This window comes from Accumulibacter sp., assembly GCF_036625275.1.
Taxonomy (GTDB): domain Bacteria; phylum Pseudomonadota; class Gammaproteobacteria; order Burkholderiales; family Rhodocyclaceae; genus Accumulibacter.
In genome coordinates this window covers 36,296-51,391 of the sequence record NZ_JAZKUD010000001.1, presented here as the reverse complement: position 1 = coordinate 51,391, position 15,096 = coordinate 36,296, and the positions used below count along the sequence as shown (strand labels likewise).

The following is a 15,096-nucleotide window of genomic DNA, read 5'->3' as shown; positions in this document are numbered from 1 at the left end:
CATGACAAACACCGTAACCATTGGCGTCGCGTCGCGCGAAGAGATCAACGCTCGCTTCATACGCGCAATGACCACCGGCAAGCGCATGGCACCCTTCATTGGCTTTGTCGATGAGCGCGCGCTATGGCGCGCGCTGACGCCGCTACGCTGGGACATCCTCAAGGTGATGACGGGTGCTGGGCCGCTCGCACTACGGGAAATTGCGCGGCGCGTGGCGCGCGACGTGCGCGGCGTGCATGCAGACGTCCATTCGTTGCTGGCCACTGGGTTGATCGAGCGCGACCAGGCGGGGTTTCGTTTTCCTTACGATGCAGTGCATGTGGATTTCATTCTGACGGCGGCGTGATTTTCGAGAACGCTGACGCTTCAGGCAAAAATGGAAAATCTTGTGCTGATGCCATTGGGAGGATAAATTTTTTTGGCTATGCGGTCCAGACTTCTTCCGATCTTGTCAGCCTGCCTGCTTTTGGCGATTGCCATCGCGGCCGTCTGCCTTTCGCCTGTCCATGCGCAGCAGGAGCCGCCGACGAAGCCTGGCTTCCTGGATTCACTCGACAAACGGTCATGACTTTTCCAGGCCCCCCCAATCATGAAAGTCATGACCGTTTCCCTCTCCCCCAACCCCTCCCCCGCGAGGGGGGAGGGGAGGTTCGTGAGTCGCGTACGCGACTTTCACAGTAACTGTTGATCGCCGCTGCTCCGGCCCCGCCATCTCGACGCCAGCCGCCGGCAACAAAGCGCTTACCGTCCCCTCCTCCGGTGGAGGGCGCCGCGTTGCGCTGGTGATCGGCAATGGCGACTACCAGTACCCCGACAACCTGCCCAAGCTGGCCAACCCGGTGCATGACGCCGAAGACATCGCCAAAGCCCTGCGTGGTTTTGGCTTTGAGGTTATCGAAAGGAAGAACCAGACGCGCGAAGCCATGCTCCTATCCCCTTCAAGCCGGCAACCTCTGGGTTGCCGCCAGGCCACGCACCAGCATGCAGTCGAATTCGATGATCGCCAGGGTCGTTTTGTCGCGCGAGACGGGGAAGAAGCCGGACGGCAGGAATCCAGCCTCCTCGAACACGGACAGTGATTCGATGAAACCAGGAGTTCCTTCGTAGAGCGGGATCACCGAACACTCGATCAGGACGGCCCTGATCTGTGGCAGCAAGGCCGTCGCCCCCGAGAACACCTTGAGGTCAAATCCCTGCGTGTCCAGTTTGAGTAGCAGGCGATTGTCCGGCGCGGCAATGCCCTCGATGCCGTCCAGACGTCTGACCGGCACCTCGATGATTTCCTTCAGACCGGTGCGGTGAGGGAAATACTGCTCGGATTTCTCGTTGGTTTTCAGGAACGATGAAAAATCGCTGCCGGCAAGGATGTTGAGTTCCATCGCCCCATCCTGTTCGGCCAGCCCGCAAGAATGGGCCGTGAACAAACGGTCGGCGGCGAATTGCTCGGCGAGCGCACGGGCCATCGCCGGAATCGGCTCAAAGGCCTCGATGCGTCCGGCGAATCCGGCAGCGCGCAAGCGTAATGAAAATTGCCCGGCATTGGCGCCCACATCGATGACCGTATCAATCGCGTGCTTGTCGAGGACGTGCAGCAGGTGCCTGTCGAGTTGCAGGTGATTCTTGCGGCGGGAAATCGCATCGTAGCCAAACAAGCCGGCCAATGCAGGAACAAGTTTCATCTCTCTCCTTACAGTTGAACAGGTAGCGAGTCAGTCCCGCTAACGGTCATGGCGATACCGACACCCCCCGTTCGGAAATCATGACGGTTAGGGAGGGCCTCCCGATGGCGACTATTCAGCAAACAAGATCCAATGCTATATTGGGTCTCCGGAAGGGAAGATTGTATTCCTCCTGGAGCCGCCGGCGACCGGGGCCTCATGCTTTGCGGCTGGTCCGTGTAGGCTTCCTGCCTGACCGCACCCGCCACATGTTCCTAAGGCGCAGTTGTGTATGTGGAAATCGATCCTTGCCATCGCCGTCGGTGCTGCACTCGGCGCACTACTGCGCTGGCAGCTCGGGATCAAGCTCAACGCACTTTTCCCGACCATCCCGCCCGGCACGCTGGTCGCGAACCTGATCGGTGCCTACGTGATCGGTCTGGCGATTGCTTTCTTCGCCTCGTTCTCGGCCCTCTCTCCGGAATGGCGTCTGCTGGTGATTACCGGGTTCTGCGGCGGGTTGACCACTTTCTCGACTTTTTCCGCCGAACTGGCGACCCTGCTGCAGCAGGGGCGTGTCTTGTGGGCTCTCGGTATTGTCGCGGCACATGTCGTGGGCTCGGTTTTCATGACTTTTGCCGGCATGGCCACCATCGTCTGGGTAAGGAATTCGGCCTGATGCTGCCACCTGGGGCAGGCGGGAGTGACGCGACAAAGAGGTTTCAAGGACAGGGAGACCCGCATGGAAGGCTCATTTTTGAGATTCTACGTCAGTGAACGCGAGGAATGTCACGGTGTTCAGCTCTGGGAGTGGTTGCTCGAACGAGGCAACCAACTCGGAATCCGGGGCGGTTCGGCGTTTCGCTCGATCGGTGGTTTCGGGCGACGTCATGCCTTGCATGAAGACCGTTTCTTTGAACTGGCTGGAAGCGGCGGGATCGAGGTCGAGTTCATGGTCACCGAGGAAGAAGGAAAACGCCTGCTCGATCTGGTTCGCCGGGAGAATTTCCGCATCTTTTACACGCGCATCCCGGCTCAGTTCGCGATCATCCATCCGGATGCCCTGGACCCGCCGGATATGGCCACGGACGATTGACGCAAAAACCGTGAACATGCTCGGAAACCTGCGCGAATTGCCGCGGACCGTCTGGCTGCTCGGCCTGGTGAGTTTTTTCAATGATTCCACCAGCGAGCTGATCTACCCGCTGCTGCCGATCTACCTGGCCTCGGTATTGATGGCCGGCCCGAAGGCCTTGGGCATCATCGAGGGGATTGCTGAAGCGACCGGGAGTCTGCTCAAACTTCTTTCCGGCGTGCTCGCCGATCGTCGCGGCTCGGCCAAACCCTGGGTGGTTGGCGGTTATGCGCTGGCTGCGATCGCACGCCCGTTGCTGGCCTTCGCCACTTCCTGGCCGATGTTGCTGTTGCTGCGCTTTGCCGACCGGGTCGGCAAGGGCCTGCGCAGTTCGCCGCGGGATGCGCTGGTGGCGTTGACGGTGGAGCCGAGCCGGCGCGGACTGGCCTTCGGATTTCATCGTGCACTGGACAACGCCGGGGCCGTCGTCGGGCCGCTGCTGGCGGCCTGGCTGCTCGCCGAGCGAGTGCCATTGGCCAACATCTTTCTCTGGGCTACGCTGGGGGGCGCGATCACGGTTGCCCTGACGCTGGCGGTCAGGGAACCGCAGCGGGACGCGCCGGCAGCGGGAAAGCCTTTCAATTGGAGCTTGCAAGGCCTGCCGCCACCGTTCAAACGTTACCTGGGAGTACTGGCGCTGTTCACCCTGGGCAACTCATCGAACATGTTCCTGCTGCTACGGGCAAAGGAACTCGGTCTCGCTGAATACCAGATACCGCTGCTCTGGGCGCTGGTGTCCTGCAGTGCAGCGCTCTTTTCCACGCCGCTCTCGGCACTGTCCGACAGGCTCGGCCGCACCCGTCTGATCGTTGGCGGCTGGGGCGTCTATAGCGTGTTCTACTTGCTGCTCGGGGTAAATCCGCAGCCGCTGCTGCTGTGGCCGCTGTTCGCATTCTACGGTCTGTTCCTGGCGGCCACCGAAGGGGCTGAGAAGGCGCTGGTCGCCGACCTGGTGAGCAAGGAAATGCTGGGCACCGCTTACGGCTGGTTCAACCTGACCGCGGGTATTCTGCTGCTGCCTGCCTCGGTGATCTTCGGCGGGTTGTGGCAATTCGCCAGTCCGCTCGTGGCTTTTGCCTTCTCTTCGGCCTGTGCTTCGTTGGCGGCGCTTCTGCTGCACCTGTGGGTACTGCGGCGGAGTGAATGAGGATACGCATTTTCAGCGAACCGTGACCGCTTGCTCCTGCAAAGCCACTCGCTGTTGCCGGTAGGCGGCATGGAAAATGTTCCAGTCGCCATCATTCCAGCCGCCGGTGTGACGCAGCAACTGATCGAGATCATGCCTGCGCACGCGCTCACGACTGATACCCTGGCGCAGCTTTTCCAGATCGATGAAACGCACGTCACTTTCCTGATAGGTGTTGCCTATCGCCGGTATGCGACGGACGAATACATGCTTGCCGTACAGGCAACTGTGCTGCAGGCCATGATGATGGAGGCGGGCGCAGGCACGGGCAATGGCCGTGATCAGGGATGGACGCTGCGACGGCTGGCCATGCCCGACCGCGACATTCCACTCATCGAGGCTGATGAAGCCGTCGAGCGCGCGCGTCACCAGAATCGCACGCCAGCGGGCGGATTCCTGCCGGTCGCCGTAATAGAGCGCCTCGACGGCACCAACCTGGCGCGCACTGAGGCGCAGGATGTTCAGGTACTCGCGGTAGAAGGTCGGGATGCCGCGCCAGGGGTGACGTAGCGTTCGGCAGAGATGGTTTTCCTGTCGTTTCAGGAAGATGGCGCTGCCATCATCGAGCACATGCCGGCTGACGCCACTCCAGCCGCCACGGCGTTCATTGGGGGCTTCGTGCCAGTCGGTGCTGAGTGACCACAGCCCTTCGAAGTCAGCGAGCTGGCTGGCGCTCAGTTGCTCGCGCGCCAACTCGTCCGGAAACAGATCACGAGCTTTCACCAAGCGCGAGCCTTCACCGGGAATGCCGTGCGATGCACAGGCTAGACGGCTTTCTTGCGCAGAACATAGGTGCGCCACATGAACAGGCGCGGCAGGAAATCGAGGTGGCCGACGATCTCGAAGCCGGCATCACGGCACTCACGTTCGAACTGGGCGCGCTGTACGATGAAGCGGTTGTCGCTCTTTTCGCCTTGTTGCAGGCGCTTCTGTTCAAGCCGGCGGCGGCGCCAGGCCTTGTAGTTGCCGTCTACCCACAGCGACAGCACCACCGTATCGCGGGTCACGCGACGAAATTCCTTCAACATCGCCAGGCGGTCGGCCGATTCGCCAATGTGGTGCATGAGGCGAATCGAAAAGATGCAGTCGACACGGTCGTCGGGCAAGGTGATCTCGAAGGCAGAACATTGCAACAGGTGGAAACGTCGCACGACGGCCGGGTCGCGCACTTTCCCGGCGATTTCGAGCATGGCTGCGCTGTAATCGGCTGCCAGCAGTTCGCGTTGCGGGTTCTCGGCCAGCATCGACCAAAAGCGCCCCGTGCCACAGGGCAGGTCCAGAACCGACGCCGGGTTGCCGGCCAGGGCCAGGGCGCGGGCGGCCATGCGATGCTCCATGCGGTCGGAGAGCTTTTTCTCGTTGTGCTTCCGGAAGTACTCCTGTGAATGAGTATCGGTGTACTTGTCCGAAAAGGACAGGTGAATGGCCGGTTTCTGCTGGTCGCTCATGTCGTCGCTTGGCGTGGGGGCGTGGTGTGGCGGGGGTGTGCGGCGGAGAGCCAAGCATACCATAGAGCTGGCTGTCGGCACGGTTGGCAGAGGCCTGTGGCAGGGCAATCGCATGAATCTTATCGTTGCGCATCGGGAACCAGGCTGCGCACGTAAAAAACGGCGTCACTACTCAGGTACATGGCATGCCTCGTGCTATTGACTGTGCATGGTCATGACGCGCCCGACTGGCTGAAGAGATAGGCATGGTAGCCATCTTGTGGATACCGTCCAACCCGTTCCGACAACCCGACGCAAGACAATCCGGTCCCCCTCGCACGACCCCTGGCTCGCCGGTGCGAGTCACGTAGTAAGCGCGACCGCGTTGCCCTCGGGCGTGTATTCGAGGGTGCCGCAGGTAGGGATTGGTCACGGCTGCTGCCGCCAGCGGCTCTCGGCTGACGTCCATGTCGTGAAGACTTGGCGCCCGTGCGGGTCGACGTTGACGGCGACCCGTGGCCGGCCGAAGGGTGGCGGCGAAGCACGGATTATTGCGCGAACTGGAATGGTGATTTGCGCTGCACGACGATTCCCCTCAGAGGATTTTGCGCCGACCATGTCTACCCGTGACTGGCGCTCGCATTGGCCTCCCGGCCACTGCCCCGCGTCATCGCCTCGTCCCTCACCTCTGGAGAATCCTCATGTCCGCCACCCCCGCCACCCCCATCAAACTCTATCGCCACCCCTTGTCCGGTCACGCCCATCGCGTGCAACTGATGCTCTCACTGCTCGATTTGCCGACGCAACTCGTCGACGTCGACCTGATGAAGGGCGCGCACAAGCAGTCCGAGTTCCTGGCCCTGAACCCGTTCGGGCAGGTTCCCGTGATCGACGACAACGGAACGATCGTTGCCGATTCGAACGCGATTCTCGTCTATCTGGCACGCCGGTACGGAGGCGAGCGCTGGCTGCCGAGCGATGCCGTCGGCGAAGCCGCGGTGCAAAGGTGGCTGTCCGTGGCCGCCGGCCAGATTGCCTTCGGGCCGGCGGTGGCGCGTCTGGTGACGGTATTCGGGGCGAAGAAGAATGCCGACGAAGCGATTGCTCTTGCACACGCCGTGTTGAAGGTCATTGAAGAGGAGTTGTCGCGGCACGCCTTCCTCGTCGGTGACGGAATGACCATCGCCGATGTGGCAGCCTACACTTACCTCGCGCATGCGCCCGAGGGCAACGTGTCCCTGGACGCTTACCCGAAGGTGCGCGACTGGCTGGCGAGGATCGAAGGTCTGCCCGGCTTTGTCGGCATGCAGCAGACCGCCGCTGGACTGGCGGCTTGACCACCGCAACCGGGAGTCGGCAAGGATGAACGCCACAACAGCTTCCCCCTGGCACCGCGGCGAACGCGAGCTGCAACAAAGCGTTGGCGTCGCCGAGCGCATGGAGGTCTTTGGTCGCCAGGTCATCCGCGACTTCATGCCGGAGCAGCATCGCGCGTTCTACCGGCAGCTGCCGTTCCTGGTGATCGCCGCCGTCGACGCCACCGGCGATCCCTGGGCGACACTCGTCGAGGCGCGCACCGGTCTGGCGCAGTCAGCCGATGCGCAGCACCTGCAGATCAACGCCCTGCCCGGCCAGGGAGATCCCGCTGGCGATGCCCTGAGGCCGGGCGACGGCATCGGCGTGCTCGGCATCGAGCTGCACACGCGCCGCCGCAACCGCGTCAATGGCAGAGTCGTTGCGCGCGACGACCGCCGGCTGACGCTGCAGGTCGAGCAGGCCTTCGGCAACTGTCCGCAGTACATTCAGGCAAGAAGCGTCACGTTTTCCGCTGATCCCGCCGAGCCTTTCACCGGTCATGCGGAAGTCCTGTCGACACTCGACGCCGAGGCCAATGCCATGATCCGGGCTGCCGACACCTTCTTCGTCGCCAGCTACGTGGATCCGGAGGGAGATGCCGGCAGACGCCAGGTCGACGCCTCGCATCGCGGCGGCAAGGCCGGTTTCGTGCGTATCGACGGCGATGTGCTGACCATCCCCGATTTTGCCGGCAACCTGCATTTCAACACGCTCGGCAATCTGCGGGTCAATCCGCGGGCGGGCCTGCTGTTCATCGACTTTGCCAATGGCGATCTGTTGCAGCTCACCGGCCGCACCGACCTCGTTCTGACGGGCGACGAAGTCAGCAGTTTTCAGGGGGCCGAGCGGCTTTGGCGTCTGCACGTCGACAAGGCGGTACGCCGCCGCGGCGTGCTGAAACTGCGCTGGCGCCCTGGAGAGGTCTCTCCCAATTCGCTGTTGACCGGGTCGTGGGAAGAAGCCCTGGCCCGCCAGCAAGCACAGGCACTGCGCAACCAGTGGCGGCGTTTTCGCATCGCACGCATCACCAACGAAAGCTCGACCATCAAGTCGTTCCATCTCGAAGCCGCCGACGATGCCGGTTTGCCGCTCTTCAAGGCCGGGCAGCACCTGCCCATCCGGCTGGCCGTCGGCGCGGGAGCCACGCCGGTCATTCGCACCTACACCCTGTCGGTGGCGCCGTCGGATGGCTGCTATCGCATCAGCGTCAAACGCGAAGGACGGGTTTCGCAGTTCCTTCATGACCACACCGTCGTCGGCGATGAAATCGAAGCCCGTGCGCCACTGGGCAATTTCGTCGTGGACCCGCATGAAACCCGACCGCTGGTGCTCCTGTCGGCCGGAGTGGGCATCACCCCCTTGCTCGCCATGCTGCGCGAAGTGGTGTACGAAGGCCTGCGTACCCGCGGCGTACGCCAGACCTTCTTCGTGCATGCGTCGCGCACCCTGGCCGAGCGGGCCTTCGCCGGCGAACTGCAGGAACTGGTCGAGCGTGCCGATGGTGCGGTCGAGGCGGTGCGCATTCTCAGTCAGCCCGAACCCACGGCCGTTCTCGGCCGTGACTATGACGTTCAGGGCCGCATCGACCTGCGCTTGCTGAAGGCCATCCTGCCCTTCGACGATTTTGACTTCTACCTCTGCGGCCCGGCGGCGTTTGCCCAGGACCTGTACGACGGCTTGCGGGCGATGCAGATTGCCGACGAGCGAATTCACGTCGAGCAGTTTGGCCCCTCGTCGCTGCGCCGGCGGGTAACGGAAGCGGTCACGGAAGACCGCCGGCCCACCCTGCCGGTGACCGAAACTTCCGTCGCGGTCGTGTTTGCGCGGTCGGCCAAGGAGGCCCGCTGGCAAGCGGGTGACGGCAGCCTGCTCGAACTGGCCGAAGCGCGCGGGCTGACGCCGGAATTCAGTTGCCGAGGCGGTTCGTGCGGCACATGCAAGACCCGGATAATGGCAGGCCAGGTCAGCTACACGTCGCCGCCGGCGGTCGCCATGGGGACCGACGAGATTCTGATTTGCTGTTCGGTGCCGGCGGCGGGAGTCGGCAGCGCGACAGGACTGGTGCTGGACTTGTAAGGTGCCGATGCCAGCTTCTCGCCGGCAGCGGGCATCGGCAAGAAATGACTCGAGGAAAGGAGTTTGTCCATGAACACGTTGAAAGTTGATGTCGCCATGATCGGTGCCGGCACTGCCGGAATGTCCGCCTACCGCGCCGCGCTGGCGCATACCCGCAGCGTCCTGGTAATCGAGGGAGGGCCGTACGGGACCACCTGCGCGCGCGTCGGTTGCATGCCCAGCAAACTGCTGATTGCCGCTGCCGAGGCCGCGCATGCGGCAAGACACGCCGACGCCTTCGGTGTCGTCGCCGATTCGCTGCGCATCGATGGCGCCGCCGTCATGCAGCGGGTTCGCAATGAACGTGACCGCTTCGTCGGCTTCGTCACCGAGGCGGTGGACCATTGGCCGGCCGAGCACCGCCTGCGCGGTCACGCCCGTTTTCTCGACGGTCACACGCTGCAGGTTGGCGAGCACACGCGTGTCGAGGCGCGGCGCATCGTCATCGCCACCGGCTCACACCCGAACGTGCCGGCCGAATGGCGCGAGGCCGCCGGCGATCGGCTGATCGTCAACGACGACGTCTTTGCCTGGCAATCGCTACCGCAGTCCGTCGCCGTGCTCGGTACCGGGGTGATTGCCCTGGAGCTGGCGCAGGCCTTGCATCGACTGGGCGTGCGCGTCGGTGTCTACGGCCGCAGCGAGCGCGTCGGGCCGCTCACCGACCCCACCCTGCAGGTCGAAGCGCGCAAGATCTTCGCGGAGGAACTGCCGATGCGCCTGGGCGTTTCCGACCTACACCTTCGGCGTGTCGGCAACGAGGTCGCCGTCCGCGTCGGTGACGAGGAGCCGGCCGCTGAACAACGCTACGCGTGGATACTGGCCGCGAGCGGCCGCCGTCCCAATCTGCAGGCGCTAGGCCTGGAGCATAGTGGGCTGCCGCTAGATACGCGCGGCGTGCCCGTGTTCGATCCATGCACGGGCCAGATCGCCGACAGCCACGTCTTCATCGCCGGCGACGCCACCCATGAGCGGGAGATCCTCCACGAGGCGGCGGACGAGGGTCGCATCGCCGGTGACAATGCCGGCCGCTTCCCCGATGTGCGCGTGCGTCCGCGTCGCGCCCCGCTGTCGGTGGTGTTCTCCGATCCGCAGGTCATGCTCGCCGGACAGAGCCACGCGCAGTTGTTGCGTTCCGGGCTGGACTTTGCCGTGGGTGAGGTCTCGTTCGAGGATCAGGGGCGCAGCCGTGTGATGCTGAAGAATCGCGGCGCCCTGCATCTTTACGCCGAGCGGCGCAGCGGTCGCCTGCTGGGGGCCGAAATGGTCGGTCCGGCGGCGGAGCATCTGGGGCATCTGCTCGCCTGGTCGGTGCAGCGAGGCGACAGCGTGCAGGAGATGCTCGACAGTCCGTTCTACCACCCGGTCATCGAGGAGGGCCTGCGAACGGCGCTGCGCGGACTACAACGCGCATTGCGCATGGGGCCGCCGCCCGTCGAGCGTTGCCTCGACTGTGGTCCGGGCGCGTGAACTGCGGCCCGGGCACCCTGCTTTTGCAGTGGACGCTCTTGCTGACGCCAGGCTGGACGGCCGCAGAACCTGGGCTTGCCTACCGCGTTCAGGCCGCCAGAAAACGCCGATTCAACTCAGCGCCGGCTCCGCCCGCAAACGTTCGACCGCCAGATCAAGAAACGCGCGTACTCTCTGCGAAGCATGTCGTCCTTCGCGGTGCAGCACGTGCACGGGCAGCGCCGGTAGCTCGAAGTCGCCGAGCACGGCCTGCAGGCGGCCGCTGCGCAAGTGTTCAGCGACCTGGTAGGAGAGCAGACGGGTCAGGCCAAAGCCGCCCAATGCCGCCGCCAGCGCCGAATCGTTGCTGGTGGTGGTCATGCGCGCTTGCAGCTTGACGACGCGTGGCGCACCGTTCTCCATCAGTCGCCATTCCGGCGTCGGCGTGACGCCTGCCGCCGAGACGATCCGGTGGCCGAACAAGTCATCGGGCGTACGCGGCTCGCCACACTGGTGAAGATAAGCCGGGGCCGCGCAAATGACCCGGCGCACGTGTCCAACCGGCACGGCCTGCAGCGAGGAGTCGGCCAGTGCGCCGATACGCACCGCCACATCGACGCCTTCGTCGAGCAGGTTGATCACACGATCGAGAAACAGACAGACAGCGCTGACCTCGGGATAGCGCAACAGGTATTCGGTGACGATGGGGGTGACGAACTGGGCACCGAACAGCACCGGGGCCGTCAGCGTCAGGCGTCCGCGCGGTGCCCTGTGCGTGCCGCCGACCGACTCGTCCGCTTCGGCAACGTCGGCCAGAATGCGCCGACAGTCATCGGCATAGCGTGCACCGGAGTCAGTCACCCGGACGATGCGCGTGCTGCGCGCCAGCAGACGAACACCGAGCTGCCGCTCGAGTTCGTTGATGGCTCGCGTCACTGCCGATGGCGACAGGTTGAGCTTGCGCGCCGCACCGGCGAAGCCGTTGGCATCAACCACGGCCACGAGTACCTTCATGTGCTGAAGTCTGTCCATGCAGTCGCCAACTCCCTTGCGCCAGGATCTGGCCGTTTTCCGGGTGACGGTGCGGAGGCCCCCCCCCGCAGGTCATGTCTGAAGGATTCTAGCCGATTTATCCGGCCTTCCTTGACCTCCACCTGCAAACCCGGCACGCGGATAAACTCCCGTTCGTTGTTGGTCACCAGGATCCACCCTTCGGCACGGACGTGGGCGGCGAGCCACAGATCAGAGGGCTTCCCGCTCCTGCGGCGGGGCATCGTCGCGGCCATCGGCCATGAAGTCGGCGGTCAGGCTCACCAGCGCATCGAAGATCCCGGTGGCATCAACCGGCGCTGCGCGCAAAACGATTTCATCGCCGCAGTAGAGGACCAGCCATGGCCGGCGGGGAAGATTCATGCCAGGCACGGCAATCCAGATCTGAACAGACGACAGGAATCTCGCACCGTTGGCGAGGCCTTACCGCTCGGACAACAAGCGCACCCGTACTCGCCCTTTTCCCAGATGCGCGGCGAGCAGTCTGTAGGTATCCCGGTCGAACCGCCCCTGACCCGACTGACCCAGCAGGATTTGCTGGATCCCGGTCTCGCTGCGCGCGCTGCCCAGGTGCCGCCAGCCGTTCACGACGTGGACTTCCTCCACTTCCCGCAGCTCGTCCCGCTCGACGATGCCGATCGCTCCGGGGTAGGGCCAGGCGGCAAGCTTCAGCTTCGTCAGCGCCGACAGCATACGAGCGCTGTGCACGCCAAGGGCTTCCTTGCCCACGCAGGCACCCCGGCATTGCCCGACCTGGTGGGCGAAGCAGGGTCGTCCAGGCCGGGCGGGTCTTTCCAGACCGAGGATGATCGGACACAGTTGATGCGCTGCAGCCATCTCGCGCAGGGTTTCGGTGGCTTCCCGACGGTTGGCAAAGAGGCCAAAAAGACCTTCCGAACGCACGAAATCGGCAGCCTGGCCACTGACCAGTGTGAGCCGGCATTCGCCTGGGACCACTTGCACCCACTGCCAGGTGCACAGATCCGAAGAGCGGCGCAAGCGACGATTGTGAATCGGTTGGCATTCCTTGACCAGTCGCGATTCCAGCAGCAGGGCGCCGAGTTCGCCGACCGTCTCATGCCAGTGCATGCGATGCACTTGCTGGCTGAGGCGCATCTCCTTGTAATCACGCAGATCGGACGCGAAGTGAGCCCGTACGCGCTGACGCAGGTTGACGCTTTTCCCCACGTACAGCAGCGCGTCGTTGTCGCCGTAGAACAGGTACACCCCGGGGGATTCGGGCAGATCGTCGAGCAGGGCAGGATCGAGATGAGGCGGCAGGCTGGGGCGTTCGAGCTGCTGACGGACGGCCTCGGCCAGAGCCTCTTCGCCGCAATCCCGTTGCAACAGGCGCCAGAACTGCCAAAGCCGGTGGACGTCGGTCAAGGCGCGGCAGCGGTCGCCCGTCGCCAGATCATGACGGATCATGAGACTGTCCAGCTTGTGTTTCTGGTGTGCCGGGAAAAGCTTGCGAGACAGGCGCACAGTACACAGCACGTCGGCCCGGAAGGACTTCCCCAGGCGCTGGAATTCACTCTTGACGAAGCCATAGTTGAAGCGGGCATGGCGGGCAATCAACAGACGCCCATGCAGGCGATCGGCCAGTTCTGCCGCGACCTGAGCGAAGGGAGGCGCGTCGACTACCGTCTCGTTGCGGATACCGTTGACTTGCTGGATGAACTCAGGGATCGATCGCTGTGGGTTGACCAGGGTGCTCCAGGTCGCGACCCGATCACCCTCTGCTTCGAGCACATCGATCCTCGTGATGCGGTCCCGTAGCGGATTGGCCCCGGTGGTTTCCAGGGCGATGAAGGCCAGCCGCGCGGGAATCATGGGAGCAGGCCCGGTGCGCGGCCGAGCCAACCGTCGAGCGGTCTCCCTGCCAAGGGTTCCCCCGCGCCGCGACGCTTGTCGAACAGACTGACTTCGAGGCCAGCCTGCTGTAGTTGCGAGGCACAGGACAGTCCGGCGATGCCGGCGCCGATCAGCGCAACACGCGGCGTCGAATTCATGATTTTCCTGTCAATGGTCGACGCCAGATCTTGAGCCATCGCCTGTCTTCATGATCACGGGAATATTGTCCTGGACAATTTGCATTTGACACCCTATATTCTAGCCACTTCTGGTTTATTTTAACGTTTTTTTCATTAGTGTCCATTACAATTCCCCAGATGCTGCTCGCTGGCCTGTCAAAGCGTCCTGCACTTCTTTAGGGCGGGGGCGTGGTGGGCAGCAGAAGGACTGACGCGGAGATGTCATGGAAAGAATAGCCTTGGTCACGGGAGCAGCCGGCGGCTTGGGTCAATCGATGGCGGCCAGGCTGGCTGAGTCAGGCTGGCGACTGATCGTGACCAGCCGGGATGGCGAGCGCCTGGCCGGCAGCTTCGGCGACAACCCTCTTCAGGTGGTCGCCGACTGCTCCAGCGTGGCCGGAGCACGCCACATTTTCGCGGTGGCCAAGGCACATCGGATGCTGCCCACGGCGTTCGCACACTGCGTCGGCAACATTCGGCTGGGCGCATTGCATCGACAGGCCGAGAGCGACTTTGCTGCCTGCCTCAACGCCAATCTGATCAGTGCCTTCCATACCCTGGCGGCTTTCGTCGGTGCCTTGCGCGACGCCAAGACTCGCGGGTCGGCGGTGCTGGTCTCGTCGGCTGCGGCACGCATCGGCACTCCCAATCACGAGGCGGTAGCAGCCACCAAGGCCGGCGTCGAAGGACTGGTACGCAGTGCTGCGGCGACCTATGCGGGCAATGGCATCCGCATCAACGCCGTCGCCCCCGGCATCATGGACACGCCGGCCGCGACCGCCATTCTGGGCAGCGCGATGGGCCGCGACGCAGCGGCTCGCCAGTACCCCTTGCCGGGAATCGGTTCCGCGGACGAACTGGCCGAACTGATGGTCTGGCTGCTCTCGGACAAGGCGGCGCGGGTCACCGGTCAGGTCTGGTCGATGGACGCCGGCTTTTCCACCCTTCGACCACTGGTCAGGTAAGGCGGCATGGATCACCCTCATCCTGAGCCCCTTGCGCGCCGTGTCGCCTGGCTCGGTTACGGCGGGCTGCTGCCCTTTCTCGTCCTGGCGTCCGCCAGCCTCGGCAATGCGCAGCACGCGCAGCTCCGGAACGAGGCGCGGCTTGCCTACGCTACGGTGATCCCGAGCTTCGTCGGCGCCCTGCATTGGGGATTCGCCATGACTCGGGATCTGCGTGCGAGTCTGCGGACATGGCGCTTCGTCTGGAGTATCGTCCCGGCACTGCTGGCCTGGTCGACATTGTGGCGATCAGTATTCTGGTCCTGCACCGGACGGCGGTGCTGACGGTCGCGATTGCCGCGTTCATCGTCATGGTGATGAAAGGTCCGGCTGACGTGGCGGACGTTGATCCCGTCGAGGATTCGGAAAGCCCGGATTCTTCGGATGGCCGCTAGCAGCCCTCGTGGCGATGGATTCCATGCCCAGTGTTCCCGGCTGCTGCCGGGTCGGATGGGAGGCATCCGTTACCAGGCGGCTCTGCAGCCACCTGCCGGCGAATGGACGATACTGCGACTGGCCGCAGCCGATTTTGTCCCGACCTGGCGAGGACGTGTCGTCGACCATCTGCCACCGCTTGGCCTCTCACGCGCACGACAGGTGGGTCTTCTGATCGCCGATCGACAGTTGGGTCCGTTCAGGCTCGATCTGCGGACGATCGAACGGGTTCGCTGAAGGAAGCACGA

Annotated in this window: 19 protein-coding genes and 2 pseudogenes; 12 read left to right on the top strand and 9 right to left on the bottom strand. The window is 63.8% G+C overall.

Features of this window, described 5'->3' with window-relative positions:
- Window position 1: 1 nt before the first annotated feature.
- Window positions 2-346 (top strand): transcriptional regulator, encoded by a 345-nt coding sequence (locus V5B39_RS00265; protein WP_332340461.1) that lies wholly within the window; start codon window positions 2-4, stop codon window positions 344-346.
- 20 nt (window positions 347-366) lie between these two features.
- Here the strand turns inward: V5B39_RS00265 and V5B39_RS00260 are convergent, their stop codons facing one another.
- A complete protein-coding gene (locus tag V5B39_RS00260; RefSeq protein WP_332340459.1) occupies window positions 367-600 on the bottom strand; it encodes a hypothetical protein in 234 nt (77 codons plus the stop codon).
- A 110-nt stretch (window positions 601-710) separates the two neighbouring features.
- On the opposite strand from V5B39_RS00260, the pseudogene V5B39_RS00255 reads away from it, so the two are divergent.
- Window positions 711-917: pseudogene (locus V5B39_RS00255) on the top strand (caspase family protein); the annotation flags it as partial.
- Window positions 918-938: 21 nt separating this feature from the next.
- Here V5B39_RS00255 and V5B39_RS00250 read toward each other — a convergent pair.
- Window positions 939-1,679 (bottom strand): FkbM family methyltransferase, encoded by a 741-nt coding sequence (locus V5B39_RS00250; RefSeq protein ID WP_332340457.1) that lies wholly within the window; start codon window positions 1,677-1,679, stop codon window positions 939-941.
- Window positions 1,680-1,950: 271 nt separating this feature from the next.
- On the opposite strand from V5B39_RS00250, the gene crcB reads away from it, so the two are divergent.
- The 3 genes from crcB to V5B39_RS00235 all read left to right on the top strand — a co-directional run bounded on the left by crcB (window position 1,951) and on the right by V5B39_RS00235 (window position 3,940).
- Complete coding sequence (gene crcB, locus V5B39_RS00245; protein ID WP_332340455.1) at window positions 1,951-2,337, top strand: fluoride efflux transporter CrcB; 387 nt, start codon at window positions 1,951-1,953, stop codon at window positions 2,335-2,337.
- 63 nt (window positions 2,338-2,400) lie between these two features.
- A complete protein-coding gene (locus V5B39_RS00240; RefSeq protein WP_332340453.1) occupies window positions 2,401-2,754 on the top strand; it encodes a DUF190 domain-containing protein in 354 nt (117 codons plus the stop codon).
- Window positions 2,755-2,770: 16 nt separating this feature from the next.
- Window positions 2,771-3,940 carry an MFS transporter gene (locus tag V5B39_RS00235; RefSeq protein WP_332340792.1) on the top strand — a complete coding sequence of 390 codons (1,170 nt, stop codon included), beginning with the start codon at window positions 2,771-2,773 and terminating at the stop codon, window positions 3,938-3,940.
- Between the two features lie 12 nt (window positions 3,941-3,952).
- Here the strand turns inward: V5B39_RS00235 and V5B39_RS00230 are convergent, their stop codons facing one another.
- Both V5B39_RS00230 and V5B39_RS00225 read right to left on the bottom strand, forming a co-directional pair.
- A complete protein-coding gene (locus V5B39_RS00230) occupies window positions 3,953-4,702 on the bottom strand; it encodes a lipopolysaccharide kinase InaA family protein (protein WP_332340451.1) in 750 nt (249 codons plus the stop codon).
- 41 nt (window positions 4,703-4,743) lie between these two features.
- Window positions 4,744-5,427 (bottom strand): class I SAM-dependent methyltransferase, encoded by a 684-nt coding sequence (locus V5B39_RS00225; protein ID WP_332340449.1) that lies wholly within the window; start codon window positions 5,425-5,427, stop codon window positions 4,744-4,746.
- A 680-nt stretch (window positions 5,428-6,107) separates the two neighbouring features.
- Here V5B39_RS00225 and V5B39_RS00220 point away from each other — a divergent pair.
- The 3 genes from V5B39_RS00220 (at window position 6,108) to V5B39_RS00210 (ending at window position 10,347) form a co-directional block, all read left to right on the top strand.
- Window positions 6,108-6,743 (top strand): glutathione S-transferase family protein, encoded by a 636-nt coding sequence (locus V5B39_RS00220; protein ID WP_332340447.1) that lies wholly within the window; start codon window positions 6,108-6,110, stop codon window positions 6,741-6,743.
- A gap of 25 nt (window positions 6,744-6,768) precedes the next feature.
- On the top strand, window positions 6,769-8,838 hold the full coding sequence (locus tag V5B39_RS00215) for a 2Fe-2S iron-sulfur cluster-binding protein (protein WP_332340445.1): 2,070 nt from the start codon (window positions 6,769-6,771) through the stop codon (window positions 8,836-8,838).
- A gap of 69 nt (window positions 8,839-8,907) precedes the next feature.
- Entirely contained in the window at window positions 8,908-10,347 is a 1,440-nt protein-coding gene (locus V5B39_RS00210) for a dihydrolipoyl dehydrogenase (RefSeq protein WP_332340443.1), read from the top strand.
- A 111-nt stretch (window positions 10,348-10,458) separates the two neighbouring features.
- Here the strand turns inward: V5B39_RS00210 and V5B39_RS00205 are convergent, their stop codons facing one another.
- The 5 genes and pseudogenes from V5B39_RS00205 to V5B39_RS00185 form a co-directional block, all read right to left on the bottom strand.
- On the bottom strand, window positions 10,459-11,358 hold the full coding sequence (locus V5B39_RS00205) for a LysR family transcriptional regulator (RefSeq protein WP_332340441.1): 900 nt from the start codon (window positions 11,356-11,358) through the stop codon (window positions 10,459-10,461).
- 116 nt (window positions 11,359-11,474) lie between these two features.
- A pseudogene (locus V5B39_RS00200) lies at window positions 11,475-11,573 on the bottom strand (VapC toxin family PIN domain ribonuclease); the annotation flags it as partial.
- A complete protein-coding gene (locus V5B39_RS00195; RefSeq protein ID WP_332340439.1) occupies window positions 11,569-11,739 on the bottom strand; it encodes a hypothetical protein in 171 nt (56 codons plus the stop codon). The pseudogene V5B39_RS00200 and the gene V5B39_RS00195, both read right to left, overlap by 5 nt.
- Before the next feature lie 60 nt (window positions 11,740-11,799).
- Window positions 11,800-13,209 carry a 3'-5' exonuclease family protein gene (locus V5B39_RS00190; RefSeq protein WP_332340437.1) on the bottom strand — a complete coding sequence of 470 codons (1,410 nt, stop codon included), beginning with the start codon at window positions 13,207-13,209 and terminating at the stop codon, window positions 11,800-11,802.
- Entirely contained in the window at window positions 13,206-13,427 is a 222-nt protein-coding gene (locus V5B39_RS00185; protein WP_332340435.1) for an FAD-dependent oxidoreductase, read from the bottom strand. The genes V5B39_RS00190 and V5B39_RS00185 overlap by 4 nt, the downstream gene beginning before the upstream one ends.
- 206 nt (window positions 13,428-13,633) lie before the next feature.
- On the opposite strand from V5B39_RS00185, the gene V5B39_RS00180 reads away from it, so the two are divergent.
- From V5B39_RS00180 to V5B39_RS00165, 4 genes are read left to right on the top strand one after another with little or no spacing between them, the layout of a single operon-like run.
- A complete protein-coding gene (locus V5B39_RS00180) occupies window positions 13,634-14,374 on the top strand; it encodes an SDR family NAD(P)-dependent oxidoreductase (protein WP_332340433.1) in 741 nt (246 codons plus the stop codon).
- A 6-nt stretch (window positions 14,375-14,380) separates the two neighbouring features.
- A complete protein-coding gene (locus V5B39_RS00175; RefSeq protein ID WP_332340431.1) occupies window positions 14,381-14,698 on the top strand; it encodes a DUF3429 domain-containing protein in 318 nt (105 codons plus the stop codon).
- A complete protein-coding gene (locus tag V5B39_RS00170; protein WP_332340819.1) occupies window positions 14,605-14,808 on the top strand; it encodes a hypothetical protein in 204 nt (67 codons plus the stop codon). Before V5B39_RS00175 ends, V5B39_RS00170 begins: the two co-directional genes overlap by 94 nt.
- Entirely contained in the window at window positions 14,798-15,085 is a 288-nt protein-coding gene (locus V5B39_RS00165) for a CIA30 family protein (RefSeq protein WP_332340429.1), read from the top strand. The genes V5B39_RS00170 and V5B39_RS00165 overlap by 11 nt, the downstream gene beginning before the upstream one ends.
- The last annotated feature ends 11 nt before the right edge of the window (window positions 15,086-15,096 follow it).

What these genes read in the sequence shown, in the direction of transcription:
- V5B39_RS00215 (WP_332340445.1), top strand. Translation starts at nt 6,769, where the DNA reads ATGAACGCCACAACAGCTTCCCCCTGGCACCGCGGCGAACGCGAGCTG.
- V5B39_RS00265 (WP_332340461.1), top strand. Translation starts at nt 2, where the DNA reads ATGACAAACACCGTAACCATTGGCGTCGCGTCGCGCGAAGAGATCAAC.
- V5B39_RS00205 (WP_332340441.1), bottom strand. Translation starts at nt 11,358, where the DNA reads ATGGACAGACTTCAGCACATGAAGGTACTCGTGGCCGTGGTTGATGCC.
- V5B39_RS00250 (WP_332340457.1), bottom strand. Translation starts at nt 1,679, where the DNA reads ATGAAACTTGTTCCTGCATTGGCCGGCTTGTTTGGCTACGATGCGATT.
- V5B39_RS00190 (WP_332340437.1), bottom strand. Translation starts at nt 13,209, where the DNA reads ATGATTCCCGCGCGGCTGGCCTTCATCGCCCTGGAAACCACCGGGGCC.
- V5B39_RS00260 (WP_332340459.1), bottom strand. Translation starts at nt 600, where the DNA reads ATGACTTTCATGATTGGGGGGGCCTGGAAAAGTCATGACCGTTTGTCG.
- V5B39_RS00225 (WP_332340449.1), bottom strand. Translation starts at nt 5,427, where the DNA reads ATGAGCGACCAGCAGAAACCGGCCATTCACCTGTCCTTTTCGGACAAG.
- V5B39_RS00165 (WP_332340429.1), top strand. Translation starts at nt 14,798, where the DNA reads ATGGCCGCTAGCAGCCCTCGTGGCGATGGATTCCATGCCCAGTGTTCC.
- V5B39_RS00180 (WP_332340433.1), top strand. Translation starts at nt 13,634, where the DNA reads ATGGAAAGAATAGCCTTGGTCACGGGAGCAGCCGGCGGCTTGGGTCAA.
- V5B39_RS00220 (WP_332340447.1), top strand. Translation starts at nt 6,108, where the DNA reads ATGTCCGCCACCCCCGCCACCCCCATCAAACTCTATCGCCACCCCTTG.
- V5B39_RS00210 (WP_332340443.1), top strand. Translation starts at nt 8,908, where the DNA reads ATGAACACGTTGAAAGTTGATGTCGCCATGATCGGTGCCGGCACTGCC.
- crcB (WP_332340455.1), top strand. Translation starts at nt 1,951, where the DNA reads ATGTGGAAATCGATCCTTGCCATCGCCGTCGGTGCTGCACTCGGCGCA.
- V5B39_RS00240 (WP_332340453.1), top strand. Translation starts at nt 2,401, where the DNA reads ATGGAAGGCTCATTTTTGAGATTCTACGTCAGTGAACGCGAGGAATGT.
- V5B39_RS00175 (WP_332340431.1), top strand. Translation starts at nt 14,381, where the DNA reads ATGGATCACCCTCATCCTGAGCCCCTTGCGCGCCGTGTCGCCTGGCTC.
- V5B39_RS00235 (WP_332340792.1), top strand. Translation starts at nt 2,771, where the DNA reads ATGCTCGGAAACCTGCGCGAATTGCCGCGGACCGTCTGGCTGCTCGGC.
- V5B39_RS00195 (WP_332340439.1), bottom strand. Translation starts at nt 11,739, where the DNA reads ATGAATCTTCCCCGCCGGCCATGGCTGGTCCTCTACTGCGGCGATGAA.
- V5B39_RS00185 (WP_332340435.1), bottom strand. Translation starts at nt 13,427, where the DNA reads ATGGCTCAAGATCTGGCGTCGACCATTGACAGGAAAATCATGAATTCG.
- V5B39_RS00170 (WP_332340819.1), top strand. Translation starts at nt 14,605, where the DNA reads ATGGCGCTTCGTCTGGAGTATCGTCCCGGCACTGCTGGCCTGGTCGAC.